Source organism: Photorhabdus asymbiotica (assembly GCF_003634575.1).
In the GTDB taxonomy this organism is placed as follows: domain Bacteria; phylum Pseudomonadota; class Gammaproteobacteria; order Enterobacterales; family Enterobacteriaceae; genus Photorhabdus; species Photorhabdus asymbiotica.
This window is the reverse complement of the sequence record NZ_RBLJ01000001.1, coordinates 1,260,490-1,278,193: the sequence shown is the minus strand read 5'-3', so window position 1 is coordinate 1,278,193 and position 17,704 is coordinate 1,260,490. Positions and strand designations below refer to the sequence as shown.

Below are 17,704 nucleotides of genomic sequence, written 5' to 3'. Positions count from 1 at the left end.
AAAACAAGGACTGATACATGAGTCAACGTAGTACCCCTGTGACAAGGGCCACAAGTCATCTTTTAATTTACCTGACGGCCATTCAGCCGTTACACCCGGCGATTGCTGCCGGCATCACGCCGGATAATAACCAAACCCAGGTACACCATCAGGGGAACGTCCCGGTGGTGAATATCGCTACGCCGAACGGTGCCGGGATATCTCACAACACCTATCAAGCGTTCAATGTTGCTACTCAGGGAGCGGTACTCAATAACGCCACTCAGGCGGCTCAGTCACAACTGGCCGGGCAACTTAACGCCAATCCTAACCTGAAAGAGAAACCGGCGGCACTGATTATCAACGAAGTGACCGGCAGCGGGCGCACTGACCTGCAAGGCCAGTTGGAAGTTGTTGGCAATAAAGCCAATGTAATGATTGCCAACCCCAACGGCATGACCTGTGATGGCTGTGGTTTTATCAACACCGCCAGCGCAACTCTGACTACCGGTAAACCGCAGTTTGATAAACAAGGGGCGCTGGAAGCGCTGGAAGTAAAACAAGGCCAGATTACCATTGGTGACAAAGGGCTGGATGGCAAAGCGACGGATTATGTCGATATCATCAGCCGGGCAACGGAGTTGAATGGAAAAATTCAGGCGAATAACCTGTCACTGACGCAAGGTGCCAACCGCATCAGTTTAACAGACGGCACAGTGAAGCCGATTGCCGGAGAAGGCGCTAAACCGCAATTAGCGGTTGATACCAAAGCCTTAGGCGGCATGTATGCCAATAAAATCCGGCTGGTGGCCACTGAAGAAGGGGTTGGGGTTAACCTCACCCATCTGACCACCACGCAGGACGCTATCCGTTTAACCACTGAGGGTAAAATTATCCTGGGGGAGGTACACGCCGGGACCGACCTCCACATCAACAGCAAAGCCACTGAAACAGCAGCAAAAAGTCATGTGCAGGCGGGTCAACATCTGGTATTGACCACCGAAACATTGCGAAATCAGGGGCAAATCCGGGCCGGGGGTAATGTCACCCTAAAAGCGACCCAACTGGATAACGTCAGCCCGACCCAGCAAAGTCATCCCCTGATTACCGCGGGTAAAAACAACCGTATTACCGCTAACGAGATAAACAATGTGGGTGAGTTAAGTGCCGCGCAAAACCTCACGCTGACCGGCAAAAATTTTTCAACGAAAGCCATAAAAGATAGTCAGGGGAATAGCATCGGTAAACTCAGTGCGGGTGAGGATTTGACAGCAACATTTGAAAAGAGCTTTCTTTTTGATTTGGATAAGTCACATTTTCAAGCGGGCAGGAAACCCACTGATCGGGCTTTAATCACCGGGAAAAACATTGATCTGACTGCCAGAGATTTAGTGAATCGGGCGTCAATGAGGGCAGAACAAAACCTGACCATTGGCGCTGAAACCGTCTATTTAGGCCGAGGGAATTTAAAAGCCGGGAACCAGGTCACCCTGGAGGGAAAGTCACATCTTGATGTGAATGGCTATGATATCTCCGGTCGTGATGTGACGTTGCTGTCTCGCCGGGGTCTGCTTTCTGTTGTGCCCGGCGACGACTATACCCCGGAAGGCATAAGGGTATTAACCACGATTTCGGCGGATAATGCGTTACGCATTATCGTCGAGGGTCAGATTAATCTTGTCAGTACCCTGATTAACCGGGCGAAAAATATCTTTTTGGCGACCAATGATAAAATTGAGATTTATCCTTCGAGTGATTTAGCTGATGTGAGTGAAGGAGTCCGACCCAATGATGAGACGCAACAAGCACTAATCAAACAGCGTCTACACCAGATCAGTCACTTAGCAGCAGATGAGAATATTGAGGTTCATGCGGGAAAAGTGGTTGATCTGCGCTCGCTTTCTTTGACGGCGGGGAAAGATATCACGCTGACTAGCGGGGGAGCGCTGGATATCAGTACGGGAGACACCTATGAGTATGAAAGTGGAACTGGCTATAAAAAACAGGATGAATATGAAGATGCCGGTGATGACGCCCAATCCGATCCCCGCTTTCCCTTCCTGATAACGAAAAGTGTTGTGACTGCTGGCAACAACTTAACCCTGAATGCTGGCGGTGACATCATGGATACGGATGCCACGTTGTCGGCAAAAGGGATAACGACCCTTATCAAAAACAATGCCGAACTGCACTCAGCTCAAGGGAAATATAACGTCATGGCCGGGAAATATACGCCGGTCACCGCTGCGCTGATTGAACGCGCATTAAGTCAGGCGCCTGAACTGACACTCAATGTTGCCGAAATCGAAAGTGAAATGCCCGGGATTAAACTGGCGGATAAGCAAACCCGCATCACCTCGAAAAACAATCGCCCGATTATCCATATTGCGGCCCCTAATGCTCGGGGCGTTTCACATAACCAGTATCAGGCGTTTAATGTGGGGACTCTAGGGCTGGTGTTGAATAACGCGACCGAGGATACGTCGTCTCTGCTGGCGGGGCAAATTAGCGCGAATCTGAACTTCAACGGTCAATCGGCTGAACTGATTATTAATGAAGTGGTGGGGACGGTGGCCTCGAATCTGCAAGGACGGCTGGAAGTGGTGGGGAAAAAAGCGCCGGTCGTCATCGTCAACCCGAACGGCATGACCTGTAATGGTTGTGGCTTTATCAATATCCCGGCTGTCACGTTATCCACCGGTAAGCCGGTGTTTGATAAAGCGGGGGCGTTAGCAGCCTTAGCCGTGAAAAAAGGCATGATAACCTTGGGGGAAAGGGGACTGGATGCCACGGCCCAGGATACTGTCAATATCCTCAGTCGGACCACTAAGCTTAACGGTAGACTACAGGCGAAAAACCTGACCTTGATACAAGGCTCCAATCAGGTTGATTACAAACACGGGACTTTTGCCCCCATTGCAGGGGAAGGTTATACCCCCTGGGAAGCGATTGATACCGGCTCATTGGGGGGAATGTATGCCAATAAAATCCGTTTAGTGAGTACCGAGCCGGGTAAAGCGGTCAATCTCACCCATCTGACGGCAACGCAAGGTGATATCAGTGTGACCACCGAGGGGCCGGTTATGCTGGGGGAGGTACAGGCCAAAACGGACATCAACCTGCGCAGTCAAGGCATTGAAACGGCGCAGCAGAGTCATATACAAGCCGGACAAAATCTGACCGTGACCACCGATACCTGGCAGAATCAGGGAGGCATTCGTGCCGGCGGTGATGTCACCATTACAGCGAAAGCATTGTCCTTAGATGGGGGAAATGTTAACGCTGGGAACCATGCTCTGCTACAGGGACAGGATCTTTTTACCGTGCAGGACACCGATATTTCAGGTCATGACGTGACCCTGATTGCCCGCGGTGGCGGTATTCATATTTCCTCTGGAAAATATTCCATCGCAGAAGGCGTACCGATCTTACCCACAATGTCGGCGGCAAATACGTTACGTATTTTGTCTGAGCAGGGCATTTCCCTTTCACAGACGTTAATTAACCGGGCGAAAAATATCTTTCTGGCGGGTAACGGGGGGATAGATATTCATCCACGTTTAGCGGCGGATGAGAATATTGAACTCCACGCGGGTATGGGGATAAATCTGCATGGTACCGCCCTGACCGCCGGGAAAGACATGACCTTGACCAGTGGTCACTCAATAGATGTTGATCAGGTCACCGCCGGCAACCATTTAACTCTGATAGCCGGCTTGGGTATGACCGATAGCCAGGCAACTCTGTCAGCAGAAGGGGCGGTTGCCATTGCTGAAAACAGCCCCGTGTTGCCTTTAGTTGAAGGAAAATATACCCCGGTGACGTCGGCGTTGATTGACCGCGCATTAGACCGCGCGCCCCAACTGACCCTCAATATCCCAGAAATAGCCGGTGGCATACCCGGGATTCAACTGGCGGATAGGCAAACGCGGATTGCCGTGATAAATAACCTGCCTGTTATCCAGATTGCGGCACCTAATTCCCGCGGTATTTCACATAACCGTTATCGGGAGTTTAATGTGGGGGCTTCGGGACTGGTGTTCAATAATGCGACCGGGGCCACTCAGTCTGTACTGGCCGGTGCCATGGGCGCTAACCCTCACTTCAACGGAAAATCGGCCGCACTGATCATTAATGAAGTGGTGGGGACAGTAGCTTCCAATTTGCAAGGACTGCTGGAAGTGGCGGGACAAACAGCCCCGGTTTTTATCACCAATCCGAACGGCATAACCTGTCACGGCTGTGGCTTTATCCATACGCTGGCGGTCACCTTATCGACCGGTCAGTCGGTGTTTGATAAAGATGGGGCGTTAGCGGCCTTGGCCGTGAAAAAAGGCATTATCACCATTAGCGAAAAGGGGCTGGATGCCACGGCACAGGATGATGTTGATATTATCAGCCGGGCCACCCTGGTTAACGGCAACGTGCAGGCGAAAAACCTGACTTTGACACAAGGCCCTAATCAGGTTGATTTCAGGCGTGGAACCCTTGTCCCCATGACAGGGGAAGATTATTCCCCCAGGCGTGCGATAGATATCGGGTCATTGGGAGGGATCTCGGCCCATAAAATCCGTTTAGTGAGCACCGAGCCGGGTAAAGCGGTCAATCTCACTCATCTGACGGCAACGCAAGGCGATATCTGTGTCATTGCTGATGGTCCGGTTATGCTGGGAAATGTACAGGCCAAAGCGGATATCAACGTCAGCAGTAAAGACATGCAAACCTCAGCACAGAGTCAGGTGTGTGCCGGGAAAGAGATGACGCTGGCCACGAACACGCTGAGCAATCGGGGTAACATGATCGCTGAAGGGGATATGCGTCTGTTTGTTGAGCGTTTGGATAATCAGAATCAGGGCCTGATTCAGGCCAGGGGTCATCTCTGGCTGCAAAAAGATGCGAGCGGTCATCTCAGCACGGAGATTAACAATGATGCGGCGACACTGAAAACCCATCAGGGCGATATCATTATTCGCACCAAAGCATTCCGCCATACCGGTCAGGCTAACCTGGATGCTGGGGCGAATGCTTATATCAATGCGACCAGGCTGGATAACAGTCAAAGCCAGTTTCAGGCGCAGAAAAATCTCATCTTAACCGGTCACGACATTAACAACGGGATGGCCGGTAAACTCTCAGCCGGTCTGAATGTGGTGGCGGATTTTATTCATCAATTCAACGGAACGGCGTTCATCGCGGCGAAAAACATTCTGCTGCATGCCGGTGACATTATCAGTATGGGTCACCTAAACGCGGAAAATGATCTGGCCGTCACCGCCGACCGTAGCATGAATGCCCACCAAAATAAACTGGCGGCCAGGCGCAATCTGACCCTGATGGCGGGTAACGAGATTGACGCCTTTCAGGCTGAGTTGACGGGAGAAAATGTTGAACTGCTGACGCGTGAAGGCGACATCCGGATGAGTGGGGAGGGGTCGCGTATTTCGGCGGGCAATAATGTGCAGATATTCGCGGCTCACAAGCTGGACCTTTATGGTCTTTGGTTCGATAAAGCCCACACCATCACGTTAAATGCGGGTCATGACATGGATGTCAGCCGGGTTAAATTGGCTGCACAGAACAATCTGACCCTGAGGGCGGGCAACAATATTACCGCCCGTCAAACCGGGCTGAAAGGGGAAAATGTTGAGCTTCTCGCGCGCGCAGGTGACATCCGGATGGGGGATGACGGTTCGCGTATTTCGGCCAGTAACCGTGTGCAGATGTTCGCGAATCACACACTGGCTCTCCCGGGGCTTTTGTTCGATGAATCAAACACCATCACGTTAAACGCGGGTCATGACATGGATGCCGATCGGGTTAAACTGGCGGCAAAGGACACCCTGACCTTAATAGCCGGCAATAAGATTAAAGCCTTTCAGGCGGCATTGAAGGGGGAAAATGTTGAGCTGCTGGTGCGTGAAGGCGACCTCCGGCTGGATGCCTTGCCGGTCATTTCAGCTGATAATCATTTGCGCATTTCGGCCGGCAACGATCTGGATCTTTCCGGTACCCGGTTAGATCAATCTCGTCATCTGACCTTAAGTGCGGGCCGAAACCTTAATGCCAGTCGAAGTCAATTGAATGCTGCGGGCAATATTCATCTGTTTGCGGGGCAGAATTTCATGTTGCGGCAGGCGCGTATCGGTGCGGGGCAACAGGTCACATTAAGCGCGGGTCGTGATATCGATCTGTCTCGTCCCCCTACGCCGGAAGTGTCAGCCCCTCTGTTTGATTTATCCGCATCAGGCACGCAAATTACGGCGGGTGAGCACCTGCAACTCAGCGCGGGGGGCGATATCGCGGGGATAGCGGGATTAACCTCGACTCAGGGCAATGTCTCGGTTAACGCGGGCCGGGATTTAATCTTCTCGGCCCAGAAATATTCGCCGGCTAATGATGGCAATCCACAAGACCTGTATGCCACCAGTGCCGTCAATGCGGCTCAACATCTCACCTTAGTGGCTGCCGGCAACCTGCTGACTGCCGGAACGAGTTTGACCGCCGGCAGGGATATGCAGCTTTCCGCAGGGGGGAATATTCGCTTTGAGTCGCGACGGGAATTTAGCCGCGAGGGGAATATTGAGCGCTTTACGCAACATGCCAGCCGGCTGAAGAGTGGAGGGGCATTAACTATTCGCGCTCAGGGCAGTCTGTTATTCCAGGCAACGGAATTAATTGCCAAAGGTGTGATAGATATCGCGGCAACCGGTGGTTTTCTCTATGCGCAGGCGATGGAAGAAGCTTACCGGTGGGAAGAAACGAAGAAAAGCTGTAAAGGTTTTGGTCCTCTGAAATCGTGTCAAATATTTGGTTCTAAAACGGAACATAAAATACAAATCAAGAATACCAACAAAGTCACGGAATTGACTGCCGGTGGGGATATTAACCTGAGGGCAAAAGATGATGTGACATTAGAAGCGAGCCGGATAGAAACCGATAAAAACGCGACAATCACCAGCCAGAGCGGGAAAGTGAACTTCAGGGCGATGCCCAATACGGATATTGAGCAGACCCTCACGACATCAACGGGCTTTTTTATTACGCAGCACGATAAAGGCCACCATGAGCAGACCTGGGTCATCCCGTCAGTGCATGTTGGCGGTACGCTGACGGTGGAAGCGGCAAAAGGCATCAGTGCGGCTGTGAAAGTGCAGGAGGGGCAGTTACTGGAAGACACGTTGGGGAGACTGGGTAACACCCCCGGGACCGAATGGTTGAAAAATCTTCGGGATCGTAATGACGTCCAGTGGAACGAGGTTAAGGACGCTTACAGCAGCTGGGACAAGAAAAGTGAACACTTAAACCCCGTGGTGGGTGCGGTGATAGCGATTGCGGTGGCGGCGGTGACTGCCGGCTCGGGTGTGGCGGCTTTGGCGGGAAGTAGTGCTGTGGGGGCGACAGGGGCCACCGGAGCTACGGCGAGTGCGGTTTATGGGGCGGCGTATGGCGGGATGATAGGGTTGACCTCGCAGGCGGCGGTGGCCTTAGTCGAAAATAGAGGCAATCTCACCCAGACTCTGGCCGTCTTAGCGCAACGCGATGCTGTCAAATCACTGGTGGCCCAAATAGCGGTGGGTGGCGCATTAGGGGGGCTAGACCACACGATGGGCTGGGGAAAATTAGTGGAAGGAACAGGCGTGGTCGATCCCGTAAAAGCGCAGCTTCCCTTATTGAGTAATCATAATTGGAGTCAGGTAGCTCAGCGTGTAGCGGTGCAATCCATCGTAAGCTCAACCCTCGGTACGGCCATAAATGGCGGCAGTTTTACGGACAATCTGCAAGCGGCGTTACTGAGCAATGTGGGTAATCAGATTAACGCGGAAGGGGCCGGATTGATTGGTGATAAAGGCCAGATTCTGGGGGTGCCGGGTAAAGCGATTAACCATGCGGCGGTATCTGCGTTGGCGGTGGAGATTGGTGGCGGGGATGCCAAAGGAGCGGCGGTAGGGGCCTTAGCCGCGGAGCTGGCGGCTATCACACTGGAGAACACCTTTAGCGACCCGATGGCAATACAGGCAGGAGGTAAAATCATTGGCGGCGTTGCGGGGGCGATTGCCACCAACAGTGCAGAGGGCGCGAACAGCGGTGCCAATGCCGGGGAAATAGTGATGGTGTACAATTCGCTGGCGCATCTTCTGTCTGCCGCAGAGAAAGAAAAGTCAGGCACAATCAACGCCTACGAGGAGAAAAAGCAAGCCTTTTGTCAGCAGTCACCGGAGGCATGTAAACAAGCGGGTGATATTATCAGTCTTGGTACTGATTTTGTGCCGATTGTCGGCGATATCAAAGGCTTTGCCGAGGCCGAAAGCGCGTTAGATTATCTGGCAGCCGCCGCAGCGATTATTCCGGGAGCGGGTGATGCCGCCGGGAAAACTATCAAGGCGGCAGAGAAAGCCTTACAGAAAGGTGACGTTGGAGAAGCTTCTACGCTTATTAATAAGGCTAGTGATGCAATAAAAGTTAAATGGGTTGATGAAAACGCAAGCATGAGTCAACGGGCTAAAGGCTATAATGATTCTGCGTCAGGTGCTCGTTCAAATATTGAAACTAAAAAAGGGCAGGCTCCCAGTATTGATAGGATAGACGCTGATGGAAAAAACAAGCCTGTTAGGTTTGATGGTGTAGATGATAATGTCATGATAGATAGAAAAATATCCGTTGTGACAACCCAAAAAGCTAAAGATCAGGCATTACGACAATCAGATGCGTTAAAGCGCAATGGTATGACAGGACGTTGGGAAGTACCAGATCAAACTCAGGCGAATAGAGCACAAAAGATGTTCGATGAACTTGGAATCAAAAACATAGAGGTGAAAGTTGTTAAAGAATAGCAATATTAGGCTTGTAAAGGTAATTATTGATCTTGCCATATTTTTGGAGTTTACAAGTGAAGAACTGCTTAATCCGGATTCAGCAATAGAAATAATGGAACAGATGGCAGCGGAACTTCAGTTACTTAATGATGATGAGAAACAAGAGGTAGTTATGATTTTCTACGATTTATCAGAGAATTATACCGGTGACACGTATGAGTATGTTAAAGGATTACCAGAATCTCTTGGTTTAATTTAACGAAAACCTAGCTTATGCCGTAACCGCAGGTAGCAGGCGGCTATGCGCTGGTTTATGCGGGCCATAGCCTCAGCGCTGGCGGCTTCGCTGGAAAGCAGGCTATTTGAACCTGCGTACAAGAATGAAACAGAGCGGCAAACAGCGCGGAGCTGGTCTATCGTAATAACATGACTGAGCATATGCTGTATCAGTTATCGGTAGATAATCAAAAAGATATATTAGCGGCAGAGAAAGGGGATAAAGCTGCGAAAGAGCGCGTCGTTGCGCGGCGGGATGCAGCGATTGCCGTCACCGCAGTGGCGGCAGGCGGCTATGCGCTGGTTTATGGCGGTCATATATTGATTGCGGGCTCGGCTGAAATGGCAACGGCAGGGCGTGTTGCGCTTGAAGGCTGTAAAGCCAATCCGGTGCTGTGCCGATTTAATATCTAAAATACAGGCAGGGGCTAAAACGAATAAAGCTATTCTTGGTAATGTTGATAAGTTTGGTCAAAGAATAATTATTGACATGCCAATTACTGGACCAAACGGCAAAACAGCGATTGTTCGTACAGGGTGGATATATGATCTTGGATCATCAACATCAAAGGCTTTGTTGAAGCACAGAGTGCATTAGATTATCTGGCAGCCGCCGCAGCGATTATTCCGGGAGCGGGTGATGCCGCCGGGAAAACTATCAAGGCGGTAGAGAAAGCCTTACAGAAAGGTGATGTTGGGGAAGCGTCTAAGCTTATTAATAAGGCTAGTGATGAAATTCAAGCAGTGAAACCTCTCGACGTTGGTCCCTATAAGGAACTGAAGTCTAAAGCTGTAGTCGGAGATAATCTTGAACACGATCATATTCCATCTTTTGCTGCCCTTAGGAAAGCCAAAGAAAATAAACTTGGAAGAAAGTTAACACCTCAAGAAGAAAAGACTCTGTATAATAATGCTACTGCTGTTGAACTTCCTAAAGATGCTCATGCTGAGAGTCGAACTTATAGAGGTAAAAATACATCAGAACAGGTGAATCAGGACGCAGCAGATTTATGTGGTGCAGTGTGTCGTGATACTGAAACATTAAGAGTTAATATGATAGAACGTGGATATGATCCTAAGTTAGTTGACCAAGCTATTAAAAAAATCATAGAGCGTAATCGTCAGATGGGAGTGTCTGAATAATGTTGAGATGGCGAGATTACATTAGCATGATTAATGAATCTAGTGTGAATAATATTTTTGTCTTGTTACCTCAAGATATTGGTGAATTACCTGTAGTTACAACTGATATGTTAGGTAAGAGGATTTATTATTCATTCTTTCAGGCAGGCATATTGTTTTTATTGGAAAATGATTTGGTAACCCAAATTACTTTCTTCATGAAACCAGAAGAAGGTTTTTCGATATATCAAGGGGAATTACCTCCGGGAATAGGAATCGATAATAAAGAAAAAGACGTTGTAGAAGTAAAAGGAAAACCACCGGCAAGTGGCGGTGGTAAGCCAGATATGCTATTGGGGTATATCAATAGATGGATAAAGTATGAAAGTAATGACTATGCCTTACATATGGAATTTGCCCAAGATGGTCGATTGGCTAAAATATCATTACAGGCTTAATAACTGTTAGAGCTTCCAGTAAGTTTGAACTGAAAGCCTACATCACGTGGGCTTTCGGCCTTTTGCTAGCAGTCACCGGAGGCATGTAAACAAGCGGGTGACATTATCAGCCTTGGTACTGATTTTGTGCCGATTGTCGGCGATATCAAAGGCTTTGTTGAAGCACAGAGTGCGTTAGATTATCTGGCCGCCGCCGCGATTATTCCGGGAGCGGGTGATGCCGCAGGGAAGGCTATAAAGACAGCAGAGAAAGCCTTACAGAAAGGTGACGTTGGGGAAGCTTCTACGCTTATTAATCAAGCTCGTGATACGCTAGGATTGGCCCCTAAGCCTAAAACAGTTCCAAAAATTAATTCTGAGTATGTTTTTCATGGTGAAATAAACCAGAGAGGAAAAGCGGTTGGTTTTCATCATGAAGTAAGTATAGGTCATCAAGGGAAGGCTCGTATCACCGAAATTACAAACCCACCAAACGCTCAGGGTGTTTACCAAGGAAAGGTTGAAATATTTGATGTTAAGACAAATCAGTGGATACCAAAAGGAGCTGATTCAACGTTTTTCCCTCAATCTTGGAACCGACAAAAAATAATGTCAGAAATTAGAGGAGCTTATCAAAACGGCACTATACAACCAAATGGCAAATGGTCAGGAACATCACCGAGCGGAATCAAAATAGAAGGATGGCTTGATGCTTCAGGCAATATAAATACTGCTTTTCCAAAATACTATTAGAGGCAATATGAGATTTTTTATTGGTAAAGATGGGTATCTTGAAGTGGATATTGAATATGAGCGTCATGTGTTAGCAGATTTTTTAAGTGGAGATGTTCAAGGTAGCCTGCGTGGTGTGAACGAATATATTTCTTTATGTGAATCAGTCAATAATAGCGAATTGCCACAATGGGAGGGTACGGGCAATGCCCATACTGTCACCATCAAACCTGATGGCGTCGAAATTTTTAATGAGTACACAGAAGAAAGTCTGAAAATTACTAGTATAGAAGAGTTCAAAGGTTATCTTGAACAATGGAAAGCGCTGATCTTGAGTAAAACATAAACCTGATAAGGCCGGGAGATCCCCGCTATCTTTCGGCCTTATTTAACGTTCTATCGTGTCGAATGCCCACTGTAAATAAAAACCTACGAGGAGAAAAAGGGCACCTTTTGTCAGCAATCACCGGAGGCATGTAAACAAGCGGGTGATATTATCAGTCTTGGTACTGACTTCGTGCCGATTGTCGGCGATATCAAAGGCTTTGTTGAAGCACAGAGTGCATTAGATTATCTGGCCGCCGCCGCCGCGATTATTCCGGGAGTGGGTGATGCCGCTGGGAAGGCTATAAAGGCAGCAGAGAAAGCCTTACAGAAAGGTGACGTTGGGGAAGCGTCTAAGCTTATTAATAAGGCCAGTGATGAAATCACATCAATCTCACGCCCCGGTCATAAGCAGTCAGAAATCGACGTAGGAAAAGATTTAGGAGATGGCTGGAATGGTCAAGTGACATTTAAAGAGGGTAAGGAAGTCCCTGATGGAACTAAAGGTAGTGTTCGCCCAGATTGGTGTCAGGGCAATGTTTGCAGTATTGAAGTGAAAAACTATAATATTGCAACGAATAAAAAGAGCTTGATTAATAATGTTGCCAAACAGGCGATTGAGCGGCAGAAAAACCTTCCAGCAGGGATGGAACAACGGGTTGTTATTGATGTTAGGGATAAGCAATAACTGCCAAGCAAAAAATGCAAATAGTTCAACGTATAGTGCAGAAATCAAATGGCGCTATAAGTTCATCATCCATTAGGTTTAAAACAGAATGAAAAATGTTGGTATACATGCTGCTATGACATTAGCTGAAATAGGCCCTGCATCTGATATAAATGGATTTTTTAATTTAGTGGTAACGTTATTGGAACATCGTAATAAAGGGAGTAAATATCCTTGGGTTACAGAAAATCTCTATCGGCGTTCTTTGAAATATGAGGAACTATCAAATGTCAAAAAAGATCTTGATAGCATAGAAAGGTCATTTTCACAGATATCAGCTAAAGATATTGATTGGATGTCGTTAGGAGTGAATGTAAATAATACGAAATTAAATCTGAACGGAGAGTCTCTATTAGTTGTTTTTAAAAGGATCTTTAGTGCATTTTCTGAAGCATTGGAATGCACTGAAGTTTATTATCAAGAGCTTAATGAATATATCCCTGTAAGAATTGGTTTTACTGATACACCATATTACATTGATGAGATTAATTGCCCCCTTGAGCAATACGATGCCTTAAGCCCAAACGATCCACCATTTTGGTTACGTTAAAAAAAGCACTTGGCCTGACGAACTGCACCCCAAAAGTTGAATTCTCAACTTATAAAGGTGCAGTTCACACGGCTGGGGTTTATTTATTTTCTGGTTATTAATTACCTATCAGCAGAAATTATTTAAAAAGCTGGCAGCAATAACATTGGATAAAATATTCAAAGATCCAATGAAAATGCAAGCGGTAGAATTAGATTAAAAGCGGCAGGTTTAAAATCAGTAAGCAATATCAGGGGGAGAATATTTATCAAGCTAAAACCAAAATGGGGGCACAATATTAATAAAAGTGGTTAAATATATTTAGACGGCTCACATAAGAAATAGTTATATACCCGTTATCTTTCAAGTTGCCTCTTTGTTGGCGGCACTCGCTCACCCCAGCAGCATAGATAACTCTGTGATTGAGGTGAGTGAAAGCAGCAACTTTAAGGATGAAGGGGATAATTATATGAAGTTTTTAATTTCTCTCTATTATCACGTTTAAATGATCATGGCAGGTTAAATCAATGTAAAATAAAAAGAGGGTTAAAGACATTAAATATGATAAGAAGCAATCCGTTTTTAATTATTCTGTGTTTTTAGGGTATTAATGGAACGCCGATTTTTTAATTCTGAGATTACATATTATCGATAAACAGGAGTTTGTTGTTATTAAAAATTGAAAAGTAAAAAGAGAAAGTAAATAATGTTAAAAAGATAAAAAGTATAATCCTGTAAAACGATTTTTATTCCGATGGTTTATTATTTTTTCCGATTAAAACCGGAAGTTAAAAAATATCTTTTAAGAATAGTTTAAAACATGCCACCATAAAGTTTTCAGTGAAAAATGAGAAAAAGAATTGGTTTTATTAATGTTTATATACCCTGTAAAAAAGGATAAATAAGAATATGAAATAGGTTAATAAAACAATATATTTAAAGCATTAACCTGTTTTAATCACGTTTTCAACTTCCCCATCAGCTCGTTAAATAATTATACCTGTTATCTTTCAAGTTGCCTCTTTTTATACTTTTAGTGTGATTTAACACTTAAATACTCATCTAACAATTATAATCTTTCTAGCTGATTAATTAGAGAGGATTTTCACTGTTATTTATTTAATAAATCGTGATTAAATGAGTTTGCTGATTTATTTAAACATCATTTAAATAGACATGGGTGAATGGGATTAAGTGAAAATCTAAAATCACATAACGAGCTTATTTTAATAAATAAACGTTTTTCAAAATGAAATTGATTCAGAACCTATCCCATTAGGGCTATTTTATTTGCCGTTTTTTGTAATAGAGACGGAACCCGTTGGTTTGTCCATATTGCCCGGTTCGTAAAATCTGAAATCCTCGATCCTGTTCATATACCCGTTATCTTTCAAGTTGCCTCTTTGTTGGCTGCACTCACTCACCCCAGTCACATAGTTTGCTATGCTCCCGGGGATTCGCTCCCTTGCTGTCGCGATGCATCTTGAAATCCATAGGGTATAGATCGGCATATTTTCCTAAGCAGGAATGCAGAAAGTTACATTTATGTATCTGATTATTCTTTTGTTTTTACTTTTTTGTTACAAATTTGACAGTTCTGTAACCATTTAATATATTAAATTATAGGTTATATTTTATGTTATCCAATCCATCAGGAGGTAACCATGGTGGTGCCAATGCTCAGGCATTTCATGAATGGTCAGTATGTTGAATCTAAAAGTTCGGAATATTTTGATCTGGTAAGCCCGGTCACTGGTGAAACTTATGCGCGTTCTCCTAACGCGACTGCGGCGGATGTTGATGAAGCGTATGCATCAGCTAAAGAGGCGTTCAAGATCTGGGGGGGCAGCACCCCGTCAGCCCGTCAGCAGGCATTGCTGGCATTAGCCGATGCAGTGGAAAAAAACGCTGAACGTCTGATCGAAGTGCAAAGCCGCAATACGGGGCAGCTCAAGCATATGATTGCCTCTGAGGAAGTTGCGACGTCAGTGGATCATATCCGTTTCTTCGCTGGCGCCGCCCGTTTTCTGGAAGGCAAAGCTACTGCTGAATATCTTCCTAATATGACGACCAGCATCCGGCGCGAACCGCTAGGCGTGGTGGGCCAAGTTACGCCGTGGAATTACCCACTGATGATGGCCGTATGGAAGATAGCGCCAGCGCTGGCTGCGGGCAATACTGTGGTACTCAAACCTAGCGATACCACGCCAGAAAGTACTTTGTTGCTGGCTGAACTGGCCAATCCGTTCTTCCCTACCGGTGCATTCAACGTGGTGTTGGGTAATGCCAAAGCAGGTGCCTTGGTCGTTTCACACAAAACGCCAGCTATGGTTTCCATCACGGGTTCCGTGCGTGCAGGTGTGCAGGTTGCCTCTTCGGCGGCGGCTAATCTCACCAGAGCACATTTGGAGTTAGGCGGCAAAGCGCCAGTGGTTGTTTTCGCCGATGCAGATATGGATAAAGCAGTGGAGACCATTGTTACTGCGGGGTACTTTAACGCTGGTCAGGATTGTACAGCAGCCTCGCGTGTGCTGGTGCATGAATCTGTTTACGATACCTTCGTCGCCAAACTGGTGGCGGCAGCTAAAGTCACCCGCTTCGGTGATCCGGAAGATGAAGGGGCGCTGTATGGACCGCTCAATAATATTCGTCAGCTGGAGCAGGTCAAAGGGTTCATTGCAGGTCTGCCCTCTTATGCCCGTATCGAAACAGGAGGCCGTCAGGCCGAACGTTTGGGTTATTACTTTGAACCTACGGTAATTACCGGCTTGGAACAGCACGATGAAGCAATCCAGACCGAGATTTTCGGCCCGGTTATCACGGTGCAGAAGTTCCGTGATGAACAGGATGCCATAGAGAAAGCTAACGATGTGAAATACGGGCTGGCTTCCAGTGTCTGGACCCGCGACCATGGCCGAGCGTTGCGCCTGTCACGTGAACTCGATTTCGGTACTGTCTGGATTAACACCCATATGCCTCTTACGGCAGAGGCGCCGCACGGTGGTTTTAAGAGTTCTGGATATGGTAAGGATCTGTCGGTTTATGGTTTCGATGAATATACGCGTATCAAACATGTGATGAGTTCCAACGACTGACACAGGACATCTGTAATGATGCAGAATAGATCTCCACGCGATTTGGTGTCGCGCGCGCACCACGAGTTGTTTACTGACCGTGATGTAGGGGCACTTGAGCGTTATTTTTCGCCGCATTTCATCGAACACTCCCCGTTGGTCAAAGAGGGGCTTACCGGACTACGTGAGCTGGTCTGCACACATCCTGAACTGCACCACGAAACGTATCGTGTATTGCAGGATGGTGATCTGGTCGCTATCCACGGTCGTTTTATGGGGTTAGACGACCGGCCATTGGTCGGTTTCGATCTGTACCGGGTTGCTGACGGCTTAATCGTGGAGCATTGGGACGGTCTGGTACCACAGGCCGCACCCAACGCCAGTGGTCGGACTCAGTTAGACGGCCCGACTGAAACAGGTCATAGCCATAACCGGGAGAAGAATCGTGAACTGGTGGTCAACTTTTTTACACGTACTCTGATCGAGGGTTACTACGAAGAGTTTGGGAATTACACCAATGGGGAATTGTTTCGCCAGCACAGCCCCGATATTCCCGATGGTACGGCGGCAGTTATCTCGTTTCTTAAACAACTTAGGGATGAAGGGCAGGGCCTGCATTACACTAAAATTCACCGTACGGTAGCCGATGGGCAATTTGTTCTGACCCATTCGGAGGGGAGTATTGCTGGAGCGCGTCACAGCTATTTCGAGCTATGGCGCATCGAGAACGGTAAAGTGGCTGAGCTTTGGGATGCTATCACCCTGGTCCCGGAGGATGAGAAAGCGCTGCATCGCCACGGTATTTTTTAGTGTTGTTTGCAGACATGTCGGAATCCATGTTTTTTCAATTAGGAATTAAAGAATGATGGCATATTCCATCGTCTACGCACCGCTCGATCAGGCCACTCGGACCGAACAGGTTGTGGAACGTTTAAGTAACGCGATCATCTCTGGGGTATTACAGACCGATGAGCAGTTGCCTAATGAAAACGAGCTGTCGCGTCTGTTGGGTGTGTCGCCGGTAACGGTACGTGATGCTCTGAATACGCTGCGCACCAGGCAGTTGATCGATACTCGGCGGGGACGTCATGGCGGTAGTTTCGTATGTCAGGCTCCCGTTGAGATAATGCGGAAATATCATCCATTGCGGTTGATGGCTTCAGGCGAGCTAGCGGATTTCAGCGAATTTCACTGTGCGGTGATCGGCCACAGCGCGAGGCTTGCGGCGCAACGCTCAACGCCGGGTGAATTGGAGATGCTTGGGCAGTTGATCGACAGTTTTGCCGCCGCGACGCAACCAGATGCTCGTATACAGGCAGATATGCGCTGCCTGTTAACCCTGGCATCTCAGGCGCAGTCGGCGAGGCTTGCTAACCAGGAGCTGGAGATTCAGGCCGAATGGACGCCTTTGGTGGCGCTTCTGTACCGAGAGGCTGCTGTACACAGCGAAGTTGTCACCGCCTGGCGTTCACTCTTGGACGTTCTACATAAGGCTGACGACTTCGCCTGTTATCAGCTGGCGCAGAGGATGATTGCCCGAATTACCGACCACCTACTTGAATGCAAATTGCGCATGGATACCGATGCGTTGTTCTTACAGAAACCCGCCCGCGAGTAACGAGTCTGCAGTCATCTCAGGAAAGGAAGTGGCATATGTACAACAACATACATGCAGAACGGGCCAGGAACAT

Annotated in this window: 14 protein-coding genes; 13 read left to right on the top strand and 1 reads right to left on the bottom strand. The window is 47.5% G+C overall.

The genetic code is table 11. The features are described from left to right. Positions 1-17 precede the first annotated feature (17 nt). The 10 genes from BDD30_RS05615 (at position 18) to BDD30_RS05570 (ending at position 12,960) form a co-directional block, all read left to right on the top strand. A complete protein-coding gene (locus BDD30_RS05615) occupies positions 18-8,810 on the top strand; it encodes a two-partner secretion domain-containing protein (RefSeq protein ID WP_012777336.1) in 8,793 nt (2,930 codons plus the stop codon). Beyond that, on the top strand, positions 8,797-9,051 hold the full coding sequence (locus tag BDD30_RS05610) for a hypothetical protein (protein ID WP_041381647.1): 255 nt from the start codon (positions 8,797-8,799) through the stop codon (positions 9,049-9,051). Before BDD30_RS05615 ends, BDD30_RS05610 begins: the two co-directional genes overlap by 14 nt. 167 nt (positions 9,052-9,218) lie before the next feature. After that, positions 9,219-9,482 carry a hypothetical protein gene (locus BDD30_RS05605; RefSeq protein WP_015833311.1) on the top strand — a complete coding sequence of 88 codons (264 nt, stop codon included), beginning with the start codon at positions 9,219-9,221 and terminating at the stop codon, positions 9,480-9,482. Next, a complete protein-coding gene (locus BDD30_RS24970; RefSeq protein WP_331430140.1) occupies positions 9,427-9,666 on the top strand; it encodes a DUF6883 domain-containing protein in 240 nt (79 codons plus the stop codon). Before BDD30_RS05605 ends, BDD30_RS24970 begins: the two co-directional genes overlap by 56 nt. Positions 9,667-9,812: 146 nt before the next feature. Next, positions 9,813-10,211, top strand: coding sequence for a hypothetical protein (locus BDD30_RS05595; protein ID WP_015833312.1), 399 nt, complete (start codon positions 9,813-9,815; stop codon positions 10,209-10,211). Between the two features lie 26 nt (positions 10,212-10,237). Beyond that, on the top strand, positions 10,238-10,648 hold the full coding sequence (locus BDD30_RS05590) for a DUF6392 family protein (protein ID WP_015833313.1): 411 nt from the start codon (positions 10,238-10,240) through the stop codon (positions 10,646-10,648). Positions 10,649-10,774: 126 nt separating this feature from the next. Further along, entirely contained in the window at positions 10,775-11,380 is a 606-nt protein-coding gene (locus BDD30_RS05585) for an EndoU domain-containing protein (RefSeq protein ID WP_015833314.1), read from the top strand. A gap of 7 nt (positions 11,381-11,387) precedes the next feature. Then, positions 11,388-11,705 carry a hypothetical protein gene (locus BDD30_RS05580; RefSeq protein WP_015833315.1) on the top strand — a complete coding sequence of 106 codons (318 nt, stop codon included), beginning with the start codon at positions 11,388-11,390 and terminating at the stop codon, positions 11,703-11,705. Between the two features lie 171 nt (positions 11,706-11,876). Next, a complete protein-coding gene (locus BDD30_RS05575; protein WP_015833316.1) occupies positions 11,877-12,371 on the top strand; it encodes a hypothetical protein in 495 nt (164 codons plus the stop codon). 88 nt (positions 12,372-12,459) lie between these two features. Next, the gene (locus tag BDD30_RS05570) at positions 12,460-12,960 is read left to right on the top strand and encodes an Imm70 family immunity protein (protein WP_015833317.1); all 501 of its coding nucleotides are present in this window, start codon (positions 12,460-12,462) and stop codon (positions 12,958-12,960) included. Positions 12,961-14,225: 1,265 nt separating this feature from the next. On the opposite strand, the gene BDD30_RS23480 is transcribed toward BDD30_RS05570, so the two are convergent. Next, positions 14,226-14,372 (bottom strand): hypothetical protein, encoded by a 147-nt coding sequence (locus BDD30_RS23480; RefSeq protein WP_170152944.1) that lies wholly within the window; start codon positions 14,370-14,372, stop codon positions 14,226-14,228. 231 nt (positions 14,373-14,603) lie between these two features. On the opposite strand from BDD30_RS23480, the gene BDD30_RS05565 reads away from it, so the two are divergent. Genes BDD30_RS05565 through BDD30_RS05555 form a run of 3 tightly spaced genes read left to right on the top strand, consistent with a single transcriptional unit; the run spans position 14,604 to position 17,631 of the window. Then, positions 14,604-16,034, top strand: coding sequence for a gamma-aminobutyraldehyde dehydrogenase (locus tag BDD30_RS05565; protein ID WP_015833319.1), 1,431 nt, complete (start codon positions 14,604-14,606; stop codon positions 16,032-16,034). Between the two features lie 15 nt (positions 16,035-16,049). Next, positions 16,050-16,823 (top strand): nuclear transport factor 2 family protein, encoded by a 774-nt coding sequence (locus BDD30_RS05560; RefSeq protein ID WP_015833320.1) that lies wholly within the window; start codon positions 16,050-16,052, stop codon positions 16,821-16,823. 52 nt (positions 16,824-16,875) lie between these two features. Beyond that, a complete protein-coding gene (locus tag BDD30_RS05555) occupies positions 16,876-17,631 on the top strand; it encodes a FadR/GntR family transcriptional regulator (protein WP_041381651.1) in 756 nt (251 codons plus the stop codon). Positions 17,632-17,704: the final 73 nt, after the last annotated feature.